This window comes from Frateuria sp. GZRR35 (assembly GCF_051900415.1).
Classification (GTDB): Bacteria; Pseudomonadota; Gammaproteobacteria; order Xanthomonadales; family Rhodanobacteraceae; genus Frateuria_A.
The window spans coordinates 191,055-215,585 of sequence record NZ_JBHZGL010000006.1 but is presented as its reverse complement, the minus strand read 5'-3'; the positions used below and the strand labels follow the sequence as shown (position 1 = coordinate 215,585).

The 24,531-nt window shown below is 67.6% G+C and carries 21 protein-coding genes; 10 read left to right on the top strand and 11 right to left on the bottom strand.

All coding sequences use genetic code 11. The features are described 5' to 3' along the window. Positions 1-194 precede the first annotated feature (194 nt). Positions 195-818, top strand: coding sequence for a hypothetical protein (locus tag ACFWZ3_RS09625; RefSeq protein ID WP_439707513.1), 624 nt, complete (start codon positions 195-197; stop codon positions 816-818). 286 nt (positions 819-1,104) lie between these two features. Beyond that, positions 1,105-1,755: a response regulator gene (locus ACFWZ3_RS09620; protein ID WP_209615230.1), complete on the top strand. Its 651-nt coding sequence runs from the start codon at positions 1,105-1,107 to the stop codon at positions 1,753-1,755. A gap of 184 nt (positions 1,756-1,939) precedes the next feature. On the opposite strand, the gene ACFWZ3_RS09615 is transcribed toward ACFWZ3_RS09620, so the two are convergent. Beyond that, on the bottom strand, positions 1,940-4,912 hold the full coding sequence (locus tag ACFWZ3_RS09615; protein WP_439707512.1) for an Rne/Rng family ribonuclease: 2,973 nt from the start codon (positions 4,910-4,912) through the stop codon (positions 1,940-1,942). A 340-nt stretch (positions 4,913-5,252) separates the two neighbouring features. Here ACFWZ3_RS09615 and ACFWZ3_RS09610 point away from each other — a divergent pair, with 340 nt between their 5' ends. Beyond that, on the top strand, positions 5,253-6,269 hold the full coding sequence (locus tag ACFWZ3_RS09610) for an RluA family pseudouridine synthase (protein ID WP_439707511.1): 1,017 nt from the start codon (positions 5,253-5,255) through the stop codon (positions 6,267-6,269). Here the strand turns inward: ACFWZ3_RS09610 and ACFWZ3_RS09605 are convergent. Further along, positions 6,223-6,561, bottom strand: a complete 339-nt coding sequence (locus tag ACFWZ3_RS09605; protein ID WP_439702067.1) for a 4a-hydroxytetrahydrobiopterin dehydratase — start codon at positions 6,559-6,561, stop codon at positions 6,223-6,225. The genes ACFWZ3_RS09610 and ACFWZ3_RS09605 overlap by 47 nt on opposite strands. Positions 6,562-6,789: 228 nt before the next feature. Between ACFWZ3_RS09605 and ACFWZ3_RS09600 the strand changes: the two genes are divergently transcribed. Then, on the top strand, positions 6,790-7,395 hold the full coding sequence (locus ACFWZ3_RS09600; RefSeq protein ID WP_439707510.1) for an NfuA family Fe-S biogenesis protein: 606 nt from the start codon (positions 6,790-6,792) through the stop codon (positions 7,393-7,395). 289 nt (positions 7,396-7,684) lie between these two features. On the opposite strand, the gene ACFWZ3_RS09595 is transcribed toward ACFWZ3_RS09600, so the two are convergent. The 6 genes from ACFWZ3_RS09595 to ACFWZ3_RS09570 form a co-directional block, all read right to left on the bottom strand. Beyond that, entirely contained in the window at positions 7,685-8,038 is a 354-nt protein-coding gene (locus tag ACFWZ3_RS09595) for a c-type cytochrome (protein ID WP_439707509.1), read from the bottom strand. A gap of 18 nt (positions 8,039-8,056) precedes the next feature. Then, positions 8,057-8,380 carry a c-type cytochrome gene (locus ACFWZ3_RS09590; protein WP_209618251.1) on the bottom strand — a complete coding sequence of 108 codons (324 nt, stop codon included), beginning with the start codon at positions 8,378-8,380 and terminating at the stop codon, positions 8,057-8,059. A gap of 133 nt (positions 8,381-8,513) precedes the next feature. Beyond that, complete coding sequence (locus tag ACFWZ3_RS09585; RefSeq protein WP_439707508.1) at positions 8,514-9,740, bottom strand: TraB/GumN family protein; 1,227 nt, start codon at positions 9,738-9,740, stop codon at positions 8,514-8,516. Between the two features lie 78 nt (positions 9,741-9,818). After that, positions 9,819-10,709 carry a carbon-nitrogen hydrolase gene (locus ACFWZ3_RS09580; RefSeq protein ID WP_439707507.1) on the bottom strand — a complete coding sequence of 297 codons (891 nt, stop codon included), beginning with the start codon at positions 10,707-10,709 and terminating at the stop codon, positions 9,819-9,821. Positions 10,710-10,798: 89 nt separating this feature from the next. Continuing rightward, positions 10,799-11,836: an agmatine deiminase family protein gene (locus ACFWZ3_RS09575; RefSeq protein WP_439707506.1), complete on the bottom strand. Its 1,038-nt coding sequence runs from the start codon at positions 11,834-11,836 to the stop codon at positions 10,799-10,801. Between the two features lie 130 nt (positions 11,837-11,966). Beyond that, positions 11,967-12,302 (bottom strand): hypothetical protein, encoded by a 336-nt coding sequence (locus ACFWZ3_RS09570; RefSeq protein ID WP_439707505.1) that lies wholly within the window; start codon positions 12,300-12,302, stop codon positions 11,967-11,969. 145 nt (positions 12,303-12,447) lie between these two features. Between ACFWZ3_RS09570 and ACFWZ3_RS09565 the strand changes: the two genes are divergently transcribed. From ACFWZ3_RS09565 to asnB, 5 genes are all read left to right on the top strand, one after another. Then, the gene (locus ACFWZ3_RS09565) at positions 12,448-14,505 is read left to right on the top strand and encodes an ABC-F family ATP-binding cassette domain-containing protein (protein ID WP_439707555.1); all 2,058 of its coding nucleotides are present in this window, start codon (positions 12,448-12,450) and stop codon (positions 14,503-14,505) included. Then, the gene (locus ACFWZ3_RS09560) at positions 14,502-15,437 is read left to right on the top strand and encodes a phosphoglycerate mutase (protein ID WP_439707504.1); all 936 of its coding nucleotides are present in this window, start codon (positions 14,502-14,504) and stop codon (positions 15,435-15,437) included. The genes ACFWZ3_RS09565 and ACFWZ3_RS09560 overlap by 4 nt, the downstream gene beginning before the upstream one ends. Further along, positions 15,434-17,218 carry a single-stranded-DNA-specific exonuclease RecJ gene (recJ, locus tag ACFWZ3_RS09555; RefSeq protein WP_439707503.1) on the top strand — a complete coding sequence of 595 codons (1,785 nt, stop codon included), beginning with the start codon at positions 15,434-15,436 and terminating at the stop codon, positions 17,216-17,218. Before ACFWZ3_RS09560 ends, recJ begins: the two co-directional genes overlap by 4 nt. 160 nt (positions 17,219-17,378) lie before the next feature. Continuing rightward, positions 17,379-17,762, top strand: a complete 384-nt coding sequence (locus ACFWZ3_RS09550; RefSeq protein WP_209618228.1) for an STAS/SEC14 domain-containing protein — start codon at positions 17,379-17,381, stop codon at positions 17,760-17,762. A 321-nt stretch (positions 17,763-18,083) separates the two neighbouring features. After that, complete coding sequence (asnB, locus tag ACFWZ3_RS09545) at positions 18,084-19,772, top strand: asparagine synthase B (protein ID WP_439707502.1); 1,689 nt, start codon at positions 18,084-18,086, stop codon at positions 19,770-19,772. Between the two features lie 234 nt (positions 19,773-20,006). Here the strand turns inward: asnB and ACFWZ3_RS09540 are convergent, their stop codons facing one another. Next, a complete protein-coding gene (locus tag ACFWZ3_RS09540; protein WP_439707501.1) occupies positions 20,007-20,366 on the bottom strand; it encodes a response regulator in 360 nt (119 codons plus the stop codon). Position 20,367: 1 nt separating this feature from the next. After that, the gene (locus ACFWZ3_RS09535; protein WP_439707500.1) at positions 20,368-21,774 is read right to left on the bottom strand and encodes an RAD55 family ATPase; all 1,407 of its coding nucleotides are present in this window, start codon (positions 21,772-21,774) and stop codon (positions 20,368-20,370) included. Between the two features lie 485 nt (positions 21,775-22,259). Here ACFWZ3_RS09535 and ACFWZ3_RS09530 point away from each other — a divergent pair, with 485 nt between their 5' ends. Then, positions 22,260-23,600 carry a tyrosinase family protein gene (locus tag ACFWZ3_RS09530; protein ID WP_439707499.1) on the top strand — a complete coding sequence of 447 codons (1,341 nt, stop codon included), beginning with the start codon at positions 22,260-22,262 and terminating at the stop codon, positions 23,598-23,600. Between the two features lie 86 nt (positions 23,601-23,686). Here ACFWZ3_RS09530 and ACFWZ3_RS09525 read toward each other — a convergent pair whose 3' ends face one another. Next, on the bottom strand, positions 23,687-24,487 hold the full coding sequence (locus ACFWZ3_RS09525; protein ID WP_439707498.1) for a glucose 1-dehydrogenase: 801 nt from the start codon (positions 24,485-24,487) through the stop codon (positions 23,687-23,689). Positions 24,488-24,531: the final 44 nt, after the last annotated feature.

The window sequence follows — 24,531 nt, the reverse complement described above, 5'->3', positions numbered from 1 at the left end:
CAGGTGATCAAAATTTGACCACCTGTGTTTTACAATGTCAAGAAATCTCTTCGATATAGTTTTACATTTGGCAAAGTTCGATCGTGTGGAGGCTCGGCTGCGCTAGAGCTGCAGCCCTTGCGGCGCCGCCAAGAAGAGCGAGGAAGCCAAGCCGCAGACGGTGCGGCAAGAGCTCAACCCCTAAAGTACGTCAGATGGCAAAACCATCGCTTGCGGTGTTCGGGGCGAGCACAGACCATGAGCGTACTGACAAGGTGGAACGCTCATGCATGGTTGCTGATCCAGTACAGGTCGCGGCGAACAGTCAGGCGTATGCCGCTTGGGTGCAGGCGGTCGGCGCGATCCTCGCTCTTGCTACCACCATTTGGCTGAATCGAGTGGATGCGTTTGAGCGTCGTATCGATCGGGATGCCCGAGCCCGCAATGCCGGCATTTTTCTGAAACCAATTCTCGTGGGCTTTCGCAAGGAGCTCGCGGAGGCCTTGGAACAGGTCGACGGCGGACAAAGCCTGGAATCCGTTGGTCCGATGGACGATGACGGTCAAGGCTATGGGTTCGCAGGAATATGGACGCCCCCTTCCAAGTTGACCGACAGCCTGCCGGCTGTCGCGGAGCTTGGTTCGGCGGCCAAGGCTGTCCAAGAAGCCTACAGGCGTATGGAGGATTTGCGGAACGCTTTTGGCAAGCACTACATCGAAGAGATTGGCGAGTGCCACTACGACGATGAGGAGATGAATCAGGCGAGCCTTCTCATGGCGCGTACGTGCCTAGCTGCTGTTGATGCAGCCATCGAAGAGGTCGATCGGTTGTACCGGTAGGAGAGGCTCCTGTGCGCGCCTGGAGCGCGTGAACGGAGCCTCAAACGTGCTCGCATGACGCTCCAAGTGTGAGTAGCTCTGGGAGTAACCCCAGAGGGCTGTTTGCGGGATTTGCGGAGGAGACCGACCTTGGAGTCCCCCCTTGGGCACCAATACGAAGCGGCAGTCATTTCCGCTCCCGAAAACCCGCCGTAAGGCGGGTTTTTTGTTGGCGTGGTGCGCGAACGCTTGCATTGCGGGGAGCGGCCACCTACTTTTCGTTGACTATTCCCAAGGAGGGCTTGAAGTGATCAACATCGTGCTCGTGGACGATCACGAACTGGTACGCACCGGCTTTCGCATGATCCTGCAGCAGCAGCCGGACGTACGCATCAAGGGCGAGGCAGGGACGGCGGAAGAAGGGTTGCGGCTGATCCGCTCGCTGGCGCCGGACGTGGCGCTGGTCGACGTACACATGCCCGGCATGAGCGGCATCGAGCTGACCGAGCGGGTGATCCGTGCCAAGCTCAACACGCACATCATCATCATCACCGTGGTCGACGACGCACGCTTTCCCAAGCGCCTGCTCGACGCAGGTGCACTCGGCTACCTCACCAAGGGTTGCTCGGCGGACGAACTGCTGGTGGCGGTACGCCAGGTGGCCAGCGGGCGTCGTTACCTGGCGCCGGCAGTGGCACAACAGCTCGCCCTGGCCACGCTCGACGGCAACAGCGGCTCGCCGTTCGACGCGCTGTCCAGCCGCGAGTTGGAGGTCGCCATGATGCTGGTTCGCGGCAAGCCGCTGACGGTGATCGGCGACCAGCTCAACCTGAGTCCCAAGACCGTGTCCACCTACAAGCAGCGCCTGATGGAGAAGCTGCAGGTCGAGCACGTGATTGGCCTGGCACACCTGATGACGGTACACGGGCTGCTGGACGCACCCAACCAGGTCGGCTGAGGCTCACGCGCAACGGCCGGCCCTGCAGCCGGGCACGGCCATCCCCCGCGTGTAGGAGCGCACCTGCGCGCGACCACCATGCGCGGTCGCGCAAGGATGTGTCCCAGCAGCGGAACTCGCAGGGTTGAACCAAAAAAAAGCCGGACGTCCGTCCGGCTTTTTTCGTGCTTCGGTTCGCGGGATCTCAACCCTGGGCCGCATCCCGGGGCGGACGCCCGTCGTCGTCGTCGTCGGACGGCGCCGGTTCCTGCGTCGTTTCTGCAGAGGAGGCGGCGGCCACCGAGCGGGGCGGCGCATGGGCAAGCAGGTCGCCCTGCTTGGGCAGCGGAACCGGCGATTCGGACGCCGCCGGCGCTTGCTCGATTTCCGTGTCGACCGGGGTCTGCGGCTCCGCGGCGGGCTCGGCTGGCGCGACCGGGATGATCGGCGATTCCTGTGCCGGCTCCGGCGTGGAGGCGGCCAGCGGAACTTCGGACACGGGCTCCTCCATCGGCGCAGCAGCGACGGGCGTCACGGCCTCGGGCGTCATAGCCACGGGTGCGGGTTCCTCGGCCTCGGTCGCAGCCGGAATCGGCGGGAGCGGCGGCAGATTGAACGCCGTCGCCGCGGGTGCGGGGCTCAAGGCCTCCGGAGCCTGCGGTTTGCCGGCCGGGGGCTCGGCCCGCGGCGCCGCTGTCGGCACGACCTCAGCCTCGGTCTGGATCGGCTCCTGCGCCGCGCCGGCGGGCATGGTTGCCGTGGCCGCCAGGACGGCGGGGGCGACCGCAGCATTCGACGGGGCGCGATCCGCCTCGCGCGTCGGCGCGTCGGACTCGTCACCCTCGCGATCCTCGTCGTCCAGCTCGTCGAGCTGATTCGGCGTTCCATCCTGGGCGACCGTACCGTCCTCATGGCGGCGACGGCGGCGACCGCCACGACGGCCACGACGACGGCGGGGCTGGCTGCCTTCGGTTTCGGGCTTGGCCTCGGGCGCGACGGTACCGGCCTCGATCTGGGCGGCAACGGGCGCCTCGATCTCCTTCACCGGCTCGCTGGCCGGCGTCGGTGCGGCGGTGGCTGCCGGCTGTTCCGCCTGCGGCGGACGCGGAGCGCGTTCCGGGCGAGCCTGCGGCTGCTTGCGCGGCTCCTGGTTCTCGTTGCCGGCCGACGAGGTGGCGGCTGGCTTGGGCTGGCGCGGCTGCTGCTCACGGGCCTGCTGCTGCGGCTGGCGCGTGCCGGCCTCGGCGTTGCCGCGCTGACGCGGGTTGTTGTTCCTGCCGGAAGCGGCCTTGGGCTGTTGCTGCGACTGAGCCTGTTCGCGACGTCCGGCACGCTGGCCGTTCTGGCCCTGCTGCTGCGGACGGTTGCGCTCGTCGCGGCGACCCTGGCGGCCGGCCGGCTGTGCGGACTGGGCGCGCTCGCGGGGCGCTTCGGGGGCCGGCGCGGCGGCACTGCGGAACCAGCCGAGCAGGCGCGAAATCACGCCGCCTTGCGGTGCGGGCGCACTGGCCGGACGCGGACGCTGGTGCGGCGCGGCGGGGGCGGGCGCAGCGGCCGGCGCTTCTTCGCGCACCGGTGCCGGCGTCGCCGGCACGATGCCGCTGACGGCGGGCTGCTCGGAGCTGCCCAGGGCCTGGCCCATCTTCGGGATCGGCGCGGCCTCGACCGTGGTAAGCCGCTCGTAGCTGGGCTTGCTGTGCTCGCCCATGTCCGCTTCCTTGATCCGCTGGATCTGGATGTGCGGCGTCTCGAGCTTTTCGTCGGCGACGATGACCACGTGCACCTTGTTGCGCAGTTCGATCTCGACCACGCTGGCGCGCTTCTCGTTGAGCATGAAGTTGGCCACCGTCGGCGGGGCCTGCACCAGCACCTGGCCGGTGTTGTCTTTCATGGCGTGCTCTTCGATCAGACGAAGGGTCGAGAGCGCCAGCGATTCGATACCGCGGATGTGGCCGTGACCCTCGCAGCGCGGGCAGACGACCTGGGTGGCTTCGCCCAGGCTCGGACGCAGGCGCTGACGCGACATCTCCAGCAGGCCGAAGCGGCTGATGCGGCCGATCTGCACGCGGGCGCGATCGAGCTTGAGCGCGTCCTTCAACTTCTCTTCGACTTCGCGCTGGTGGCGCGGGCTGTCCATGTCGATGAAGTCGATGACGATCAGGCCGCCGGCGTCGCGAATGCGCAACTGGCGGGCGATCTCGACGGCCGCCTCGCAGTTGGTGTTGAACGCGGTCTCCTCGATGTCCGAGCCCTTGGTGGCCTTGGAGGAGTTGATGTCGATCGCGGTCAGCGCTTCGGTCTGGTCGATCACGATCGAGCCGCCCGAGGGCAGGCGCACCTGGCGGTCGAACGCGCTCTCGATCTGGGTCTCGATCTGGTAGCGCGAGAAGAGCGGGGTGTCATCCTTGTAGAGCTTGAGCTTGCGCAAGGCGTTGGGCATCACCTGCTGCATGAACTCGCGCGCGTCGTTGTAGAGCGATTCCTCGTCGATGAGGATCTCGCCGATGTCGTTGCGCAGGTAGTCGCGCAGGGCGCGGATGAAGAGCTTCGATTCCTGGTAGATCAGGAACGGCGCCTTCTGCTTGGCCGCGGCCTCGGAAATCGAGCGCCACAGGGTCAGCAGGTAGTCCAGGTCCCACTGCAGCTCTTCGGCGTCGCGGCCCATGCCGGCGGTGCGCACGATCAAGCCGACGTCTTCCGGAACGGTGAGATGGTCGAGCGCTTCCTTCAGTGCCTGCCGATCCTCGCCTTCGATCCGGCGAGAGACGCCGCCGGCCTTCGGGTTGTTCGGCATCAGCACCATGTAGCGGCCGGCCAGGCTGATGAAGGTGGTCAGCGCCGCGCCCTTGTTGCCGCGCTCTTCCTTCTCGACCTGGACGACCAGTTCCTGGCCTTCCTTCAGCAGCTCGCGGATGCTGGACTTGTTCGGGTTCAAGCCCGGGGTGAAGTACTGGTCGGCGATTTCCTTCAGCGGCAGGAAACCGTGGCGCTCGGCGCCGTAATCGACGAAGCAGGCTTCCAGGGATTGCTCGACGCGGGTGATGCGGCCCTTGTAGATATTGGCCTTTTTCTGCTCGCGGGAGGGAATCTCGATATCGAGGTCGTACAGCGTCTGGCCATCGACAATGGCCACGCGCAACTCTTCACGCTGAGTTGCGTTGATCAACATGCGCTTCATTGTAGTTTTCTTCCTTCGGCCTGGCCGCGCGTCGCGTGCCACGGTGGCGCCTAACTCAGGCTGCCTGCCGGGATCGCGCCGCTGCGGGTGGCGGCAAATAAAACCGGCATCGTCCGACACCGGGGTGATTCGTGGCACGCGCTTAGCCGTCTCGCCACCCCCTGGCGGCGGACAACGGCATCCCGAACCGTTACGATATTCGGGAGTTTACGGCCGGCTGCCGGGGTGGCCACCGGCGCAATCCTCGCCTTTGGTCGCGGACGGGCGTCCCCGCCACGAACGAACTCGAAGGGGGACATAAAGCGCCCGCCGAGTATCCTATTACCCCAGGTTTTTTTCAATGCAGACGGTAACTTCCCATGACGCACCTCAAGGTGTGCGTCAAGTCGATATCGGCCCCGAACGCGACGGCCAACGGATCGACAACGCCTTGATGACCCTGCTCAAGGGCGTGCCCAAGAGCATGATCTACCGCCTGCTGCGCACCGGCCAGGTGCGCGTGAACGGCAAGCGGGCCAAGCCGGATACGCGTCTCAGTGCCGGCGATATTCTGCGCATCCCACCGGTACGCACGGCCGAGAAGGCGCCCGAGCGGGGGCCGTCCGCCGACATGGTGGCCGCGGTCGCCGAGGCGGTGATCTTCGAGGACAAGCATTTCCTGGCGATCGACAAGCCCTCGGGCATCGCCAGCCACGGCGGGTCCGGGGTAAGCCACGGCGCCATCGAACTGCTGCGTGCCGCCCGCCCGGAGCAGCACCTGGAGCTGGTCCACCGGCTCGACAGGGATACCAGCGGCGTGCTGGTGTTCGCCAAGACCCGCGCCGGGCTGACCGGCCTGCAAGCGGCGATCCGTGCCGGTCAGGTGACCAAGCAGTACCTATGTCTGATGGTCGGCCACCCGCCCAAGGCGCGTTTCGACGTCAACGCGCCGCTGCTGAAATCGGTGCTGCAAGGCGGAGAACGGATGGTAAAAGTGTCCGATAACGGCAAGCCGTCGTTGACTTTTTTTCGCGAGATGGAGCAGCTCACCGGCGCTCGCCTGATGCAGGCGACGCTGGGCACCGGGCGCACCCACCAGATCCGCGTGCACGCCGCCCACATCGGCCATCCGCTGGCCGGGGACACCAAATACGGCGATCGCGAGGCCAACAAGCGCTTCCGCGAGAAGGGCCTGCAACGGCTGTTCCTGCACGCCGCGCACATGGGATTCGAACTGGAGGGGCGTGCCTATGGCTTCTCCGCGCCGCTGCCGGAGGACTTGAAGAATTTCCTCGATGCCCTTGGCGACAAAGGGAAAAGTAACCGCTGGCTCAGGCCAGCAGCGCCTCGACCCGGGCCGCGCAAACAAAATCGTTGAGCGAAAGACCGCCCACGTCGTGGGTGGACCACAGCACTTGGCAATGGCCGTAACCGGCCTCGAGGTCGGGATGATGATCCTCTCGGTTGGCCATGAAACCGACCGCGTTGATGAAACCCAGCGTGCGGTGAAAATCGTCGAAGCGGAAGTCCTTGACGATGGCCTTGCCATCGTTCGCGAGCTGCCAGCCAGGTAGCTGCGCCAGCAATTCCTGCGCCTGGTCTGGCGTGATCGCGTGTTCCTTGCCCTTGCGCGGCTGGCAATGCTGGTTGGCGAGGTCGTTGCGGTTCATTGCGGGCTCCGGCCATGGAAAAAGACGAAGGGTCCGAGTTGCGCGGGAAAAAGTCAAAACGCACATTGCAGGAGCCCGCTTGCGGGCGATGCTCTCCGGTCTGAACGCCAGGCATCGCCCGCAAGCGGGCTCCTACAAAAAGCGGGGCATCCGGACTTTTGGGTGAAACAGGACTAAAATGGTGCTGTTTTCGCCGGCCGTCCCCACCGGCGCTGGAGAGTCCGTTCGATGATCGATATTTCCGACCGCGCGCAGCAGCATTTCCGCCGCCTGCTGGCCCAGCAGGGCGATGAGCTCGGCATCCTGCTGCGCGTGACCGCGCCGGGCACGCCGGCCGCCAACTGCGAGCTGGAGTTCTGCGAGCCGCGTGATCTCGGCGGCAACGAGTGGCTGGTCGAGTGCGAGGGGTTCAACTTTTACCTGGAAGGCGACAGCGCGCGCTGGCTGGACGGCGCCAGCATCGACTACGAACCCAATCCGACCGGTGGCCAGCTCAACATCCGCGCGCCGCGCATCAAGGGGGAGATTCCTGGTGCGGATGCGGGCTTGATCGAGCGGGTGCGCTATGTGCTCGAGGCCGAGATCAATCCACGGATTGCCTCGCATGGCGGGCGCGTGAGCCTGCTGGAGGTCACTTCGGACGGCGCCGTCCTGCTTCAGTTCGGCGGCGGCTGCCACGGCTGCAGCATGGTGGACGTCACGCTCAAGAACGGCGTGGAGAAGACGCTGCGCGAGCGGGTGCCGGAAATCACGGCGGTGCGCGATGCGACCGACCACAGCGGTGGGCGCAATCCCTATTACAAGGAACAGGCCGGCAGCTCGGCGATGGGGTGAGACCTGGTCGGCGAAGAGGTGCTTTTGCTCCCTCTCCCCTCCGGGGAGAGGGCTGGGGTGAGGGGCCGGGGCTCGCGATGATCTCTATCAGAAACGTCAGCGGGGGTTCTTTCCCGGACCGGCAGGCTAGCGTTTGAATCCGTGCATGGCGGTCGCGCACAGGTGCGCTCCTACAGGGTTTCCGGCCAGCCTTGGTCCCTCACCCCAACCCTCTCCCCGGCGGGGAGAGGGGCGAACGAAAAAGGCCCGCTGGAAGCGGGCCTTTTATTTTTACTTGATTGAAGCTGGCTTACTTGTCGCCCTGGATATGTCCGTCCAGCGTGTGCAGCTTGGTCGGCAGGCCGGAGAAGTAGGCGGCGACGTCTTCGATGTCCTGGTCGGACAGGGTGGCGACGAAGCCCTTCATGATCGGGTTGTTGCGGCGGCCATCCTTGTACTCGTGCAGCGCCTGCTGCAGGTACAGGTTGTACTGGCCGGCCAGGCGCGGGTACTGCGGGTCGACCGCGTTGCCGTCGGCACCGTGGCAGGCGAAGCAGGCCGCGGCCTTGGTCTTGCCGTTGTCGACGTTGCCTTCGGCCAGCAGCGCGGTGGAGGACAACGCCAGCACGGCGCCGAAGAAGAGCAGGGTGAGCGCACGCTTCATGCGGGATTCCTTCGAGGCTTACTTGGCGAGGCTGGAGAGATAGGCAGCGATGTCGTCGATGTCCTGGTCGGACAGACTCTGCGCTTGCGCCATCATGGTCGGATGCGTGCGATCGCCGGTCTTGTAGCCGTGCAGCGCGTTGATGATGTACTGCTCGTTCTGCCCGGCGATCTTCGGCACCGGATAGTCCGGGTACGCATTGGTGTAGCCGTCGATACCGTGGCAACCGTTGCAGGTGTAGACCAGCTTGCGGCCGTTGGCCTTGTCGCCCGCGGCGTGGGCGTTGCCAGCGGCGAGGAGGGCTGCGGCCACGGTCAGGCCGAGCAGTTGCAGTCGAATCATCGAGTCATTCCCACGCTTGGGGTACAAAGTCGCGGAAGTATAGTGTCTGCTTCACGCGACGGACAACTTGACGCAGTGCCCTGATGCAAATCAGGCGCATGGCGAGGCTCCCGTCAGGCGCCCGGAGCAGACCTCAGAACAGGCTCTTGAAGATCTGGATGCCGGCGGCGTATTCGCCGATCACGGTGCCCGCGCTGACCAGGATGAAGTTGAGCAGGGTCCGCGCCACGCGGTTCTTCCACCAGCCGGTCCACTCGGCGATGTCGTCGCGCAGTGTCTCGAAGTCGGCCACGCGCGGGCGGCGGATCCACGCTTCGGCCATGGCGCTGATGCCACCGGCGGGGATGCCTGGCCGGAACGGCTTGATCGGAGCGGCGATGAAGGCGGCCACGATGCTCAGCGGGTGCCCGCCTGCCGCCAGGGCGCCCAGCGCGGCGCAGCCGCCGGTGAACAGGACCCAGTTGCGCAGCGCCAGCGCGCCCAGCGAAGGGTTGCGATGGAAGGCATAGGCGATCGCCGCGAACACCAGCAGCACCAGGCCGAGTGCCAGCCACTTGGGCCAGCGCGCCTTGGGCGGCAGTTGCGCCAGTTCGGCGATGCGCATGGCCGGCGGCACCTGCTGTTCGCGCAGGTGTCCGCACAGGCCCTTGAGGTGGCCGGCGCCGATCACCACCAGCACGCGGCGCACGGCCGGCGCGCCCTGCGCCTGCTCGCGCAGGCGAGCGGCCATGTATTCGTCGCGCTCGCCGATCAGGCTGTTGTAGAGCGGTGCGGAGTTCTGCGCGAACTCGCCGAAGGCGCTTTCCAGCAGGTCGCCTTCCTTGAGCTTCTCGATTTCCTTTTCGTCGACCTGCTCGCGCTCGAACACGCTGGCAATCAGGCCACCCAGCAAGCCAAAGCGCGCCCACGTGCCTACGCTGCGCCAGGCGCGCTTGAGCGTGGTGCCGACCTCGCGATCGATCAGCCAGACCGGCAGGTTGGTGCGCTCGGCACCGTCCATCGCGGCCTTCATCTCGGCGCCGGGCTGGATGCCGTACTGCGCGGCCAGCCGCTGCTGGAAGGACGACAGCACCAGGCTTGCCGCCACCATGCCGACCTTGCCCTGGCGGATCACCTGGAACAGGTCCATCTGCTTGAAGGCATCGGGATTGCGCATGCCTTCGGCGCGGCTGGGGCAGAGCTCCACCGCGACCGCGTCGAACGCCTCGTTGGCCACCAGCGCCTCGACCGCCGCCACGCTGGCGCGCGAGACGTGCGCCGTGCCCAGCACCACGTATTCCACGCCGTCGCGGGTGACGCGCTCCAGGGGCTGGTCGAGCAAGGGGGCGGGCAGGGCGACGTCGGAATCGGAAAAGGTCATGCGTTGTCCGGGATGCGGGTGGTGGGCGCAAGCCCACCCTACAGGGGTGTTCGTAGGGTGGGCTTCAGCCCACCATTTTCAATCCCGATAGCGCTTGAGCAGATCGCCGTACGCATCGATGCGTCGGTCGCGCAGGAACGGCCAGATCCGACGCACGTGCTCGCTGCGCTCGAGGTCCACGTCGACCACCAGCAGCTCGCGTCCATCCGTGCCGGCCCTGGCGAGAAATTCGCCCTGCGGCCCGGCCACGAAACTGGTGCCCCAGAACTGGATGCCAGCGCCCACGCCGGACGGATCGGCCTCGTAACCGGTGCGGTTGCAGGCGAGCAACGGCAGCCCGTTGGCCACGGCGTGGCCGCGCTGCACGGTCACCCACGCCTCGCGCTGGCGGTCCTTCTCCGCCTGCTCGTCGCTCGGGTCCCAGCCGATCGCCGTCGGGTAGAGCAGTAGCTGAGCCCCGGCCAGCGCCATCAGCCGTGCGGCTTCCGGATACCACTGGTCCCAGCACACAAGGACGCCCAGCCGGCCGACCGAAGTGTCGATCGGCTCGAAGCCCAGGTCGCCCGGCGTGAAGTAGAACTTCTCGTAGAACGCCGGATCGTCCGGGATGTGCATCTTGCGGTACTTGCCGGCGATCGCCGCGGAGCGATCGAACACCACCGCGGTGTTGTGGTACAGCCCCGTGGCGCGCTTCTCGAAGATCGAAGCGACCACGACGAGCTTGAGTTCCTGCGCGAGCTTGCCGATGCGCTCGGTGCCCGGGCCCGGGATGGTCTCGCCGAGCTCGAACTCGTCGACGCACTCGCGCTGGCAGAAATAAGGCCCGTTGTGCAGCTCCTGCAGCAGCACGAGCTGCGCGCCGGCTGCGGCGGCTTCGCGCAGTCCAGCCTCGATCGCATCGAGGTTCGCGTCGCGGCTGCCGCGGTTGGTTTCCTGCAGCAGCGCCACCTTGAGTGTCTTGCCGGTCATGCCTGTCTCTTGCCTTCAAGTCGAGACAGGCAGTTTAGCGGAGCGGGGCGACGCGGTTGTCGCCAAAGTGTTGCTGCGGCGGGACGCGTTCAGCCCAGCAAACCGGCCGGCAACTGCATGGTGATGCAGTGCAGGCTGCCGTTCTGCCAGATCAGCGGACGGCACGGCACCTGCACCACTTCGCGTCCAGGGTAGGCGGCACCGATGATGCGGGCGGCCTCGTCATCGGACGCGTCGCCGTAGGCAGGCACGAGCACGGCGCCGTTGATCACCAGGTAGTTGGCATAGGAGGCGGCCAGCCGGCGGCCTTCGTCCAGGATCGGCTGTGCCCAGGGTAGCGGGGATAGGCGGTACGGCTTGCCCTCGGGCGTGCGCAGCGCGGCCAGCTCGGCAGCCATGCGTTCCAGCTCCTGGTGATGCGGGTCGGCCGGGTCATCGCAAGCCTGGAACACGATGCGCTCGCCCGGCGCAAAGCGGGCGAGGGTGTCGATATGGGCGTCGGTGTCGTCGCCCTCGAGGTAGCCGTGGTCCAGCCACAGCACGCGCGGGGCATGCAGGCTTTCGCGCAGGATGGCATCCATCGCTTCGCGCGACTGCTCCGGGTGGCGCTGATGCAGGCAGCGCCAGGTGGTCAGCACGGTGCTGCCGCCGTCGCTCTCGATGCCGCCGCCTTCCAACGCCCAGTCCACGCGTTCGTGCGCTGCCGGGCCGAATACCCCGGCAGCGACCAGGCCGGCGACCAGTGCATCGTCCTGCTCGGCGCCAAACTTGCCGCCCCAGCCGGTGAAGCGGAAATCCGTGAGCTGGAAGCCCTGCGCGGAAACCAACGTGATCGGACCGGAGTCGCGCAGCCAGGTGTCGTCGTACGGAAGCTCGACGAAGCGGATGCGTTCGAGGTCCACGCCCGAGCCACGCAGCGCGCCTTTGGCCGCCGCGCGTACAGCCTCGTTCGCGACGATCACGACCAGCGGCTGAAAGCGGGTAACCGCGGCGGCCAGCGCGGTATAGGTGGTCTCCACCTCGGCCAGGCGCTCGGCCCAGTCGGTGCCTTCATGCGGCCAGGCGATCAGTACCGCGTCCTGCGGTTCCCATTCGGCCGGCAGGCGCAGGTTGGGGGAGGAGGTCATCGCGCGCTCGCTTGAAGTTTCGGAAACGGCGAAGTGTAGTTGACCTACTGACACGGAGCGATGAGGCACGAACAAAAACGGACCCCCGCCTTCGCGGGGATCCGTTGTCCTTGCTCCCGGCGTGGGCGGTTTACTGCGCCGTCGCGGGAGTGTGGTTGTTTCCGGCCGGGGTGTTGAGCACCGAATGGATCACGTGGTCGTGCTCGAAGTACACGATGAACGTCTTGTAGTCCCAGCGGTTGATGACCGGGTGCTTCTGGCTGTCGCCACCGCGCGGCTGCAGCTTGCGCTGGGGCGCGCCGTAGCGCTTCTCGACCTGCGCCATGGTCATGCCGCGGGTGGGCAGGTTCATGCCCTGTTCCTGCTGCACGCGATTGATCAGCAGGCTGTCGCCCGCCTGCGCGGCCATCGGCGCGCCAAACGCGATCGCGGCGAGCATCGCCAGACCGCCAGTGAGCTTGACCATGATTCCCCTCTCCACAAAGGTCCTGTGCGGCGCCGTTGTAGCAGATGTGCGACAACCGCGCCACGGCGAGCGCTGGCCTCTGCGATGGGCTAGGCATTCGAAGCCCGGCTATCATGGCGGGTCGCCCGTGCACGTTCCCTTTCCGATGATTGCGTTCCGCCATTTCGCCCTCCGCCGCGGCAGCCGCCTGCTGCTCTCCGACATCGATCTCACCATCCAGAGCGGTTGGCGCCTGGGCGTGATCGGCCGCAACGGCTGCGGCAAGTCCAGCCTTTTCGCGGTTCTGCAGGGACGGCTGGAGTCCGATGCGGGCGAGCTGGATATGCCGGCGAAGCTGCGCCTGGCCTCGGTCGCACAGGAAACGCCCGCGCTGCCGGACGCCGCGCTGGACTACGTGCTTGGCGGCGACGAAGAAGTCGCGGCGGCCCTGCGCGAGGAGGCCGTGGCGCAGGACCGTGGCGATGCCGAGGCCATGGCCCGCGCCCACCATCGCATCGAGGAGCTGCACGGCTACGACGCCCGCGCCCGCGCCGGCCGCCTGCTGCATGGCCTCGGGTTCGCGCCGGAGACCCACGAGCGGGCGGTGAAGGAGTTCTCCGGCGGCTGGCGCGTGCGCCTGAACCTGGCGCGGGCGCTGATGGCGCCGTCCGATCTTTTGCTGCTCGACGAGCCGACCAACCATCTGGACCTGGACGCAGTGCTTTGGCTGGAGGAATGGCTGCGCCGCTACCAGGGCACGCTGCTGGTGATCTCGCACGACCGCGAGTTCCTCGACGCGGTGACTTCGCACACGCTGCACCTGCACGAGGGCAGGGCGCGGCTGTACACCGGCAACTACAGCGCCTTCGAGCGCCTGCGAGCCGAGCAGCTGCGCCAGCAGCAGATCGCGCACGAGCGCGAACAGGCCGAGCGCGCGCACCTGCAGTCGTTCGTCGACCGCTTCAAGGCGAAGGCGAGCAAGGCCAAGCAGGCGCAATCGCGGATGAAGCGGCTGGAGAAGCTGGCTGGCACCGAAGCGGTGCGCGCGGAGCGGCCGTTCCGGTTCCAGTTCGCGGTGCCGGAGCGGTTGCCCGATTCGATGTTGCAGTTGGAGGAAGTAGCCGCGGGCTACCTCGCTCTGCTCCCTCTCCCCTCCGGGGAGAGGACTGGGGTGAGGGGCGGGGCTCGCGGGGATGTTGGCTCAGAGCATGCTTCGATGGTGATCGAGGCAAGCCTTGACCCCTCACCCCGACCCTCTCCCCAGGGGGGAGAGGGGGCGGACGTCGTCCTGGCGGACGGGCATCATCTTCAAAAGACGGTCCTCTCGGATGTTCGTTTTCGTCTTGAAGCCGGCGAACGCATCGGCCTGCTCGGCCCCAACGGCGCCGGCAAGTCCACCCTGGTCAAGACACTGGTCGGCGAGCTGCCGCCGCTGGCCGGCGAGCGCAAGGCACACAAGGACCTGAAGATCGGCTACTTCGCACAGCACACGGTCGAAAGCCTGCGCGAAGGTGCCAGCCCGTTCGACCACCTGCAGGACAAGGCGCCGGGCGTGGCCGCGCAAGTGTTGCGCGACTTCCTCGGCGGCTGGAATTTCGCCGGCGACCGCGCCTTCGAATCGGTCGACGGGTTCTCCGGCGGCGAGCGCGCGCGCCTGGCGCTGGCGCTGATCGCCTGGGACAAGCCCAACCTGCTGCTGCTCGACGAGCCGACCAACCATCTGGACCTGGACATGCGCGAGGCGCTGGCCGATGCGCTGGCCGATTTCGACGGCGCGCTGGTACTGGTCTCGCACGACCGCCACCTGCTTGGCCTGGTCTGCGACAACTTCTGGCGCGTGGCCGACGGTGCCGTGGAACCCTTTGACGGCGACCTGGACGACTACGCCCGCTGGCTGCGTTCGCGCGGTGCGGCCGTAAAGAAGGCCAACGAGCCCGCCGCGCCCACCGAGTCCGCTGCCGACCGCCGCCGCGCCTCCGCTGCCCAGCGCGAACAGGACAAGGCCGCCAAGGCGCGCGTCAGGAAGATCGAAGCGCGCGTCGCGGCGATCGATACGGACCTGGCCGCGCTGGAAGCGAAGCTTGCCGACCCGGCCACCTACAACGGCCCGACCGCCGAGCTGATGAAGCTCGGCCAGCGCCAAGCCGACTTGCGTCGCGAAAAGGAAGCGCTCGAAGCCGAATGGCTGGAGCTTTATGAGCAACTGGAGGCGGCCAGCGCATGAGCGTGGAACTGTGGCTGCCTGCGCTCGCGCGCTTCGAGCCCGCGCATCCGCTGTGCCGTCTGCTGGCCCGCGCCGATCGCCTCGACGACGGCCCACGGGGTTACCTCGCCGGGCTGACCGCCTGGTTCGACGTCCCGCAACCGCTGCCCGCCGGTGCGCTCACCCGGCAACTGGCGGCCGGCGATGCCGGCAGCGTCCTGTGGATGTGCGCCGATCCGGCCTGGGTCGAGCCGGACATGAACGGTGCCCGCCTGCTCGCCTGCGGGCAGATGCAGCTCACGGCCGCGGAGGCCGCCGAGCTCGCCGAACCGCTCGCGCCGCTGTTCGAGGAACAGGGCATGGGGCTGGAGCTGACCTCCCCCGATCGCTGGCACCTGCGACTGCCGCAGGGCACGGCGGTACCCGAATTTCCCGCACCCGAGCAGGCGCTGGGCGAAAACCTGCTGCTGCACCTGCCTCAGGGGACGGAAGGTCGCCGCTGGCGGATCCTGCAGAACGACATCCAGGTGCTGCTGCACCAGCATCCGCTGAACGCGCAGCGTCGCGCCGCCGGACGGCCACCCGTCAACAGCCTGTGGTTGTGGGGGGCGGGAGCATTGCCCGCGACGGTGGCGACCCCGCTCCGGGGCGTGGTCAGCGACGATCCGTTGCTGCGGGCGCTCGCGGCCCGGGCGGGGATCACGCACCGTCTACGTACGCCCGCGTCCGCGGCGCAGGAAACGGCAGCGACCCGCGTCGCCCCACCGGCTGCCGCGTCCTACTGGCTGATCGACCTGCAGGATCTGCCCGTGCCAGCAATTGCCGGGACCTGGTGGTCCATGATCCAGACGCTTGCGCGTCAACGCCGGTTACGTCTGAGTTTTGCCAGCGGTGAATGCTGGGAGCTGCGTCCGTGGCATCGCTGGCGCTTCTGGCGCGGGACCGGTGCATGAGCACGCCGACCTTGCGTCGCCGCGTGCCGACCGGTGCATCCGAAGGCTGGAGCGAGGCCGTGCATCCGGTGTTGCGGCAGGTCTACGCCGCGCGCGGCGTGTTGCGCCCCGGGCAGGCCGAGCACCGCCTGCGCCACCTGCTGGCACCGCAGACGCTGGGCGGGCTGGATCGCGCCGTGGCTCTGCTGATCGAGGCGATCGCCGCGGACTGGTCGATCGTCATCGCCGGCGACTACGACTGCGATGGCGCGACAGGCACCGCGGTCGCCGTACGCGGGCTGCGCCTGCTCGGGGCGCGGCGGGTGGATTACGTGATTCCCAACCGCTTCGTGCACGGCTACGGCCTGAGCCCCGCGCTGGTCGCCTCGCTCGCGCCTGCGCCGCAATTGATCGTCACCGTCGACAACGGCGTGGCCAGCGTAGCCGGCGTGGCCGCGGCCAAGGCACGCGGCATCCGTGTGATCGTCACCGACCATCATCTCCCCGGCGAGCAGTTGCCGGCGGCCGATGCGCTGGTCAATCCCAACGTGTTGGAGGTGCGCGCGTGCGGACATGGCGAACCGGCATGCGAGACCTGCGCCGGCGATGCGCGCATGAACCAAGGGTTTCCCAGTCGGGCGCTCGCGGGCGTCGGCGTGGTGTTCTACCTGTTGCTGGCCGTGCGGGCGGCACTGCGCGAGCGCGGGGCGTTTGCCGCCGGTGGAGAGCCGGATCTCGGCAGCCTGCTCGACCTGGTCGCGCTCGGTACCGTGGCCGACCTGGTGCCGCTGGATTTCAACAACCGCGTGCTGGTCGAAGCCGGCATCCACCGCATCCGTAACGGCCGCGCCTGCCCGGGTATCACCGCGCTGGTGGAAGCGGGCAAGCGCAGCCTGGCCGGCATCTGCGCCAGTGACCTGGGCTATGCCGTGGGCCCGCGCCTCAACGCCGCGGGGCGGCTGGAGGACATGCGCCTCGGGGTCGAATGCCTGCTGACCGACGACCCGGTGCAGGCGCGTGCGCTGGCCGACCGCTTGAGCGCCATCAACCAGGAGCGGCGCGACCTGCAGGAAGCGATGGTCGCCGAGGCCGAGGCGATGATCGGCGCGCTGGGCCTTGAAGGTATGGGCGAGCGCACCGGCGTGAGCCTGTACGAGCCGACCTGGCACGCGGGCGTGGTCGGTCTGGTGGCGTCCAAGCTCAAGGAGCGCCTGCATCGCCCGGTGATCGCCTTCGCGCCTGCCGACGAAGACCGTCCCGACGAACTGCGCGGCTCTGCGCGCTCCATCGCTGGCTTCCACGTGCGCGACGCGCTGGCCGCTATCGACGCCCGGCTGCCCGGATTGATCGAGCGCTTCGGTGGCCATGCCATGGCCGCAGGGCTGAGCCTCAAGGCCGCCGACTATCCGCGTTTCGCTGAAGCCTTCGACGCCATCGCGCGCGAGTGGCTGGATGAGGAGCGCCTGCAGGCCGTGCTCTATACCGACGGCGAGTTGCCGCCGGGCACCTTCACGCTGGACCTCGCGCGCCAGTTGCGCGATGGCGGGCCGTGGGGGCAGGGCTTTCCCGAACCGCTGTTCGACAATCTGTTCGAGTGCGCGCAATGGCGCCTGATGGGCGAGCGACATTGGCGCCTGAGCCTGCGCGACCCGCGCGATGGCGCCGTGCATGAAGCGGTGATGTTCAACGTGCGCGCGTCCGCGCCGCCGCCGCGGCTGCGCGCGGTGTACGAGCTGACGATCAACGAATGGCAGGGCCGCGAGAGTGCGCGCTTGCTGGTGCGCCACGTCGAACCGGCCTGAAGCTGCCCTCTCCCTGTAGGAGCCCGCTTGCGGGCGATGCTCTCGCCCCGGTCGGAAGGCATCGCTCCTACAAGGGCACCGGCGGGGCTTTCACGCACCCAAGCTTGCATAGCCGCGCCTGCCGCGCTTGGATGGGGTTCCGACCACGCGGAGACACCCCATGATCGAGCAGATGACCGACCTCCCCGCCGGCGCGCTGGGTTTCACCGCGCGCGGCAAGGTGACCGCGGCCGACTACGAGAACGTGTTCGTGCCTGACGTGGAGGCCGCCTTCGCGCTCAACCGCAAGTTGCGCCTGCTCTATCACGTCGGCCACGAGTTCACCGGTTTCGAGCCGGGGGCGATGTGGGATGACACCAAACTGGGCTTCCGCCACTGGAGCGGTTGGGAACGTATCGCGCTGGTCACCGACGTCAACTGGCTGAGGCTGGTGGCACGCACCATGGGCTTCACCGTGCCCGGCGAGTTCCGTCTGTATCGCAACGAGCAACTGGCCGAGGCCAAGGCGTGGATCAGCGAATCGTTCCGCGAGCACCACGCCTGACCGCTTGCGTGCCCGCCGAAAAGCTGCTCCACTCGCGTCCATGTCCACGCCGACCGCCCGCTCCGTCATCGCCACCGCGCCCTGCGCGGCACGCGTGCGGCCGGCCCTGAACAATCGCTCGAACAATAATCGTCGCCTGCACAAGGGGGCCGGCGCGTAGCCGTAAGTTCGAGCAAAAACTACGCGACGAAGGCCCGCCCCGTGCGGGCCTTCGTCGTTTTCGGGCCACGTGATCGAAAGGTTGCGCGCTCTTGTCAGGAGTGCGGGCATGGATGCCTGCTTTGGCTTTCGCGATCGTGGACGATCGCAAAGGAGAACATCATGTGCGGCATTTTCGGAATGTTCGATCTGGCGCCGGGCGACGACCTGGCTGCATTGCGCCGGCAGGCGCTGGAGCTTTCGCAGCGCCAGCGCCACCGCGGGCCGGACTGGTCCGGCGTGTTCATCGACGCTGGCGCGATCCTGGTGCACGAGCGCCTGGCCATCGTCGATCCGGCCAGCGGCGCGCAGCCGCTGCGCTCGCGTGATGGCGCACTGGCGCTGGCGGTCAACGGCGAGATCTACAACCACGGCGAGCTGCGCCTGGGCAGCGGCTACGACTTCACCACCGGCTCCGACTGCGAGGTGATCAACGCGCTTTACCGCGAAGGCAGCGACCCGGTCGAGTGGATCGCCCGCCTCAACGGCATCTTCGCCTTCGCGCTGTGGGATGGCGCCGCGCAGCGCTACCTCCTCGCCCGCGACCCGCTCGGCGTCTGCCCGCTGTATTGGGGCCATGACACGGCCGGCCGCCTGTGCGCAGCCTCCGAGATGAAGGCACTGGCCGGCGTATGCGCGGACGTCGCGGTGTTCCCCCCGGGCCATGTCTATGACAGCGCCACCGGCCAGTTGCGTCGCTATTACGAGCGTCCCTGGCGCGCCTACGCGACAACGCAGGGCAGGGCGCCGGGCGACTTGCGCGCAGCACTGGAAGAGGCGGTCCAGCGCCAGCTGATGACCGACGTCCCGTACGGCGTGCTGCTCTCGGGCGGGCTGGACTCCTCGCTGGTCGCCGCCTGTGCCGCGCGCTTCGCCCGCGAACGCGTCGAGGACGGCGGCCAGAGCGAAGCCTGGTGGCCGCGCCTGCATTCCTTCGCCATCGGGCTGGAAGGCTCGCCGGACCTGGCCGCCGCGCAACTGGCCGCCGAGGCGCTGGGTACCGTGCACCACGGCTTCGTCTACACCTTCTGGGAAGGGCTGGACGTGTTGCCGGAAGTGATCCGCCACATCGAAAGCTACGACGTCACCACCGTGCGCGCCTCCACACCCATGTTCCTGCTGGCTCGGCGCATCAAGGCGATGGGCGTGAAAATGGTGCTCTCGGGCGAAGGTTCCGACGAGCTGTTCGGCGGCTACCTGTATTTTCACAAGGCGCCTTCGGCTGAAGCCTTCCACGAGGAAACCGTGCGCAAGCTCGACGCGCTGCACCGCTACGACTGCCTGCGTGCGAACAAGGCGATGATGGCCTGGGGCGTGGAAGCGCGCGTGCCGTTCCTGGACATGGCGTTCGTCGAGGCGGCGATGGGATTCGACGCGCGCTACAAGATGGCCGGCCCCGGTCGCATCGAAAAGGCGGTGCTGCGCGAAGCCTTCGCCGGCGCGCTGCCGGATGCCATCCTCTGGCGCCAGAAGGAGCAGTTCAGCGACGGCGTCGGCTACGGCTGGATCGACGGCCTCAAGGCGCATGCCGGGCAGGCGGTGAGCGACCGCGAATTCGCCGCTGCCGCGGCGCGCTGGCCGCACAACACGCCGGCGACCAAGGAGGCCTACCTCTACCGCGCGCTGTTCGAGAAGTGCTTCCCCGGCGAGGCCTGCGCGGCCACGGTGCCTGGCGGCAAGTCGATCGCCTGCTCCTCGCCCGCGGCACTGGCATGGGACCCGTCCTTCGCCAGTCGTGCCGATCCCTCCGGGCGGGCCGTGCAGGGAGTCCATGCGCAGGCGATGACGCCCGCGCCCCTCGCCGTCGTGTAGGAGCGCACGTGTGCGTTGGCCTCCGACGGCATGCCCGACAAGCACGGCGAAACGCCACGCGGCTTCTCGCTTGCCTTCGCCGCACCGACGGTGGAGGAGGCCGAGCGCGTTTTCTCCGGACTGGCCGAAGGCGCCGTATCCGGATGACGATCGGGCCGACCTTTTCCGCGGCCCTCGGCATGGTCACCGATCGCTACGGCATCGCCTGGATGATCAATGGCGACTGAGGACGCCCTAGCGGCCCAGCTGCATGCGAAACGCCTCGACCAGCGTCAGCAGCGCGCGCGTACCGTAGGGCTTGGCCAGGTAGGCGTCGTAGCCCGGCTGGCGGGGCAGGTGTTCCTCGGGAATGGCGGTGGTGAGGATGATGGGGCGGTCGTAGCCGGCCACGCGCAGGCGTTCGATCATCTCCAGGCCGCTCAGGCACGGCATCATGAAGTCGGTGACGACCAGCTCGGGCATTTCCTGCAGCGCGATCTCCAGGCCTTCACAGCCGTCGGAGGCGACGGTCACATGGTAGCCCGCCTCCTCCAGTACGGTGGCGGCCACCAGGGAGACGTCGGGTTCGTCCTCGACCAGAAGTACCCGCAGCATGTCAGCCTGCTTCCCCGGACGAGGCAACTCGGGGATCGGGCCCGAATGCGATGCCGCGGCCGTCGACGTGGAACTCGTGCGTGCGGGGATCGAAGTCGCTGTCGCGCAGCTTGATGACCGAGAGGTAGCGCCGGAACGCGTGCGCGCGCCGCCCGGTGTTGAGCAGCAGCACGTTGTCGACCATCGCCGAAAGCTCGTCGCTGGGCATCAGCGTATCGTCCAGCCGCATCTCGGGGATTTCCGAGGTGTAGACCACGGTCGCGCCGATCGCGCTCAGCTGCATGCTCAGCGCATTGATCACGTAGGCCATGCGGTCGCGTATCACCAGGCTGTCGCGGATCGCCACCAGACCATCGACGAACACGCGCTTGACCTTGCGCGCACGGGCGCGTCTGACGATGTCGCGCACCAGTTCGTCGACGATGTTCTCCGCCGGCGGTAGCCAGGCGATCTCCAGCGCGCCTTGCTTGATCGGGGTGTCCAGGTCGATGGCGATGCTGCGCGCCTTCTGCACCAGCCGCGCAGGCGTTTCGTAGAAGCCGAGCATCAGGCCCGGCTCCTGCTCGCTGGACAGCGAGAGGAAGTGCAGTCCCAGCGTGGTCTTGCCCGCGCCGGTAGGGCCGACCAGCAACGTGGCCGATCCGGCCGGCAGACCGCCCTGCAGGAGGGTATCCAGCCCGTGGTGCCCGCTCGCCACGCGATGGGCCGGGGCCTGGGCGGCAGGTATCGCTTCCAGCGTGGTCTCTGCACGAGGAAACACCGCGATGCCTTCCTCGGTGATGCGCACGCGATGCTTGCCCGGCAGGATCGCCGCGCCGCGATGCTTGCGGACCTGGATCGTGCGGTAGGCGCGAAAACCGCAGGTTTCGTCGCTCAGCTCGATCCAGCCGTCGACCATCGTGTGTTCGGGGCAGCTGGAGTCGCGGTTCTGGTGGGTAAGCATCACCAGCACGGCATCGGCCATGCCTGCCACGCCCTGCAGCGCGTGGATGAAGGCGCGGAACTCCTGTTCCGACGCCACCGACTGCGCCACGAACGTGCCGTCGAGCACCATCGCGCTGGCGCGGTGCCGCTTGAGCTCGTGCTGGACCAGCTTGAGCAGGCCCGGCAGGCCTTCGCGCTCCAGCACGCCATAGCCGCTGATGTACTGCATCGCGTCGGGCAGCGCGCTGCCCTCGAAAAACCCCATCTGGCTGACGTAGGCGAGCATCCGCGAACTCGACTCGGCCAGCAGCGTCATGTAGAGCGCACGGCCGCCCGCACGAACGTGCGCGTAGCAGAACTGGTTCGCGAGGATCGTTTTGCCTGCGCCGGGCGGCCCCTGGATGATGTAGGCCGAGCCGCGGAGAAAGCCGCCATCGGTCAACTGGTCAAGCCCCTCGATGCCAGTCGAGAATTTTTCGATCACGTTGTCCTCCACGCTGGGCCTGCCCGGACACCACATGCGCGTTCCGATGTAGGCGAACTGTGCATGGTAGCGGCACGCGGTGGCTTATGGAAAAAATTGCACAGTGGTGGGCCGTCCGCCGAGCGGCGCGGCGGTATCCGGGGGAATCGGTGCTGTGCGTTCTGGCGGGTTCGGCGGTGCCCTTGACCGCCCATTGACGCGTCCAGCTATTCACTTCTCCGGCCCCCAAAGGCAGGAGCCCGGGCGGGAGGAAACGGCAGTGTGCGGCGCAGATGCCCGGCTGCCGTTTTTGCGTGCCCCATGCCCGAAGCACAACCATTGATTGCGTGTCATGGGGCCCCGTCCCACGACCGTTCGGCCGACCGGATGTCGTGCCGTCCGGACGCGAGGCCCCGGGTCTCACGGAGAAGATCATGATTTCCAGAAGGCGTTTTCTTCAGTCTTCGATTTCGCTGGCGTTGGTTCCGCTGTTGCCGAGGGTGGCCTTGTCCACCTCGCTGACCGTGCGTCCCAGCTGGCAGGTGTTCTGCCTCACTCCCCAGTTGCAGTCCTTCTACGACGCGGTCGCCAAGATGAAGGCCGTCAAGGACCCGACCAACCCCGACAGCTGGGCATACTGGGTTGAAACACACCGCGCCAATTGCCCCCATGGTGTGTCCTACTTCATGGCATGGCACCGCGGCTTCATCCATCGCTTTGAAGCGAAGTTGCGGGAGCTTTCCGGTGACGCCAGCCTGGTGCTGCCTTACTGGAACTATTACGACACGCCGGCCATCCCTCCGGAGTTCCTCGATTCCACATCGCCGCTATACCGCGGCGACCGTACCGGCACCGACGTCACCGGCGCACTCAGCTACGACGCCTTCGCCGACACCGTCATCCGCTTCCAGCGGGGCAAGTCGCACGCGTTCGAAACCATCACGGAGTCGCGCCCGCACAACCTGGTGCACAACCTGATCGGCGGTGCGATGTCCTCGATCCGGATCTCGCCCAGGGACCCGTTGTTCTGGGTACACCACGCCAACATCGACCGGCTCTGGGTCGCCTGGCTCAAGGCCGGCGGCGGGCGCAAGGAACCGCTGCCAACCAATACCTACTGGTCGGGCGACCTTTATTACGGGCCGGCCGTGAGCGGCATGCCGCGTGTGTGGACCACCGATACCACGACGTACCTCGGCTACCGCTACGACGACGAAACCATGCCCAGCCCGTCCACCAGCGCCGCGATGGCGGCCAGCGCCTTGGCCACGAGCAGGACGCCGCTGCGGCCAGCCACTCGCGTGAGCGTGCCGTTCGGCAAGTCGCGGGCGCTGTCGCTCGACGAGCAGTCCATGAATGTCGACGTGGCGCTCAGCGCGACCGACACGGCGCGCGTGCGCTCGCTCATGCTGCAGCCGGCCGCGGCCGATGCGACACAGGACGGCCCGGTGCGCGTCGTCCTCGATGGCGTGCACCTGACCGGGCTTGGCCACAAGGGCGGGTATTTCTACAACGTCTACCTCAACCTGCCCGCGCAGCCCGGCACGGGCAAGGCCGCAGGGGCCTATCTGCTGGGTTCGGTGGGTGCCTTCGAGATCAGCGTGGCGCAGATGAAGGCGAGCATGAAGGGCATGCACGGCATGCCGGACATGGCTGCCACGCCCGCATCGCAGGGGCACGGCACGCGGTTGGTGTTTCCGGCCACCGAGGTATTGCAACGGATCTGGCCGGACAACCTGGACAAGCTCAGCGTCTCCTTCGTGCGGGTCGATGGCCGCAAGCAACCGACGAAGGGCGTGGTGATGAAGGTCGACGCGTTCCGCGTGGAGGCCGATCCGTCGATGTGACGGCGCAGCGCGCCGGGCGAGCCGGCGCGCGCAACGCTGTCTCGGTAATGCTGCGGGTGCCGCCAGGCCGGCGCCCTTCGCGCACGTCAGGCGTACTGCATTTTCACCGTCATGCCGCCATCGATCACGAAGTGCTGGCCCGTGACAAACGCCGACTGCGCGGACAGCAGGTACACCGCCAGCGCACCGATGTCCCGGGGTGTGCCTACGCGCCCGGCCGGATGCTGCGTATGGTCCTTGCGGCTGAGTTTCGGTGCGTGGCGCTCGGCAGGCTTCTGCCAGGCGGCGGTGGCAATCCAGCCCGGCAGGATCGCGTTCACCCGCACCGATGGCCCCGCGCTGACCGCCAGCGCGTGGGTAAAGGCCAGCATGCCGCCCTTGCTTGCGGCGTAGGCTTCGGTGTCCGGCTCGGACTGCAGTGCGCGGGTGGAAGCAATGTTGACGATCGCTCCGCCAGCCTCGGCCAGCGCGGGCAGGGCGCGCTTGCTGCACAGGAAGGTGCCGGTGAGGTTGGTGGCGAGGTAGCGGTTCCAGTCGGCCAGCGACAGCGAGGCCAGCGGCGCGCGGTGTGGGTCGGCGATGCCAGCGTTGTTGACCAGCCCGTCGATGCGCCCGAAGCGCGCGAGCGCCGTCTGCACCCAGCGTTGGACGCTGGCTTCGCGTGATACGTCCAGCCATGCGAACGCCGCCCGCTCACCCGCGTCCCATTCGGCCAGGCAGGCGCGGCCGGCCTCCCTGTCCAGGTCGCCGACCAGTACCCGGCCGCCCGCAGCCAGCACCGCCTGCGCGATACCACGTCCGATTCCTTGCGCGCCGCCGGTGACCAGCACCACGCGATCCTGGAGCGGTCGTGCGTCGTAGTCGTCGATGGCGGGTAGGTGGGTCATGGAAGTGTCCTGGCAAGGATGTCGAAGAGCCGACCCGAGCTTGG

Coding starts and splice junctions, on each gene's coding strand:
- ACFWZ3_RS09625 (WP_439707513.1), top strand. CDS start 195: ATGGCAAAACCATCGCTTGCGGTGTTCGGGGCGAGCACAGACCATGAG.
- ACFWZ3_RS09615 (WP_439707512.1), bottom strand. CDS start 4,912: ATGAAGCGCATGTTGATCAACGCAACTCAGCGTGAAGAGTTGCGCGTG.
- ACFWZ3_RS09610 (WP_439707511.1), top strand. CDS start 5,253: ATGCAGACGGTAACTTCCCATGACGCACCTCAAGGTGTGCGTCAAGTC.
- ACFWZ3_RS09605 (WP_439702067.1), bottom strand. CDS start 6,561: ATGAACCGCAACGACCTCGCCAACCAGCATTGCCAGCCGCGCAAGGGC.
- ACFWZ3_RS09600 (WP_439707510.1), top strand. CDS start 6,790: ATGATCGATATTTCCGACCGCGCGCAGCAGCATTTCCGCCGCCTGCTG.
- ACFWZ3_RS09595 (WP_439707509.1), bottom strand. CDS start 8,038: ATGAAGCGTGCGCTCACCCTGCTCTTCTTCGGCGCCGTGCTGGCGTTG.
- ACFWZ3_RS09590 (WP_209618251.1), bottom strand. CDS start 8,380: ATGATTCGACTGCAACTGCTCGGCCTGACCGTGGCCGCAGCCCTCCTC.
- ACFWZ3_RS09585 (WP_439707508.1), bottom strand. CDS start 9,740: ATGACCTTTTCCGATTCCGACGTCGCCCTGCCCGCCCCCTTGCTCGAC.
- ACFWZ3_RS09580 (WP_439707507.1), bottom strand. CDS start 10,709: ATGACCGGCAAGACACTCAAGGTGGCGCTGCTGCAGGAAACCAACCGC.
- ACFWZ3_RS09575 (WP_439707506.1), bottom strand. CDS start 11,836: ATGACCTCCTCCCCCAACCTGCGCCTGCCGGCCGAATGGGAACCGCAG.
- ACFWZ3_RS09570 (WP_439707505.1), bottom strand. CDS start 12,302: ATGGTCAAGCTCACTGGCGGTCTGGCGATGCTCGCCGCGATCGCGTTT.
- ACFWZ3_RS09565 (WP_439707555.1), top strand. CDS start 12,448: ATGATTGCGTTCCGCCATTTCGCCCTCCGCCGCGGCAGCCGCCTGCTG.
- ACFWZ3_RS09560 (WP_439707504.1), top strand. CDS start 14,502: ATGAGCGTGGAACTGTGGCTGCCTGCGCTCGCGCGCTTCGAGCCCGCG.
- recJ (WP_439707503.1), top strand. CDS start 15,434: ATGAGCACGCCGACCTTGCGTCGCCGCGTGCCGACCGGTGCATCCGAA.
- ACFWZ3_RS09550 (WP_209618228.1), top strand. CDS start 17,379: ATGATCGAGCAGATGACCGACCTCCCCGCCGGCGCGCTGGGTTTCACC.
- asnB (WP_439707502.1), top strand. CDS start 18,084: ATGTGCGGCATTTTCGGAATGTTCGATCTGGCGCCGGGCGACGACCTG.
- ACFWZ3_RS09540 (WP_439707501.1), bottom strand. CDS start 20,366: ATGCTGCGGGTACTTCTGGTCGAGGACGAACCCGACGTCTCCCTGGTG.
- ACFWZ3_RS09525 (WP_439707498.1), bottom strand. CDS start 24,487: ATGACCCACCTACCCGCCATCGACGACTACGACGCACGACCGCTCCAG.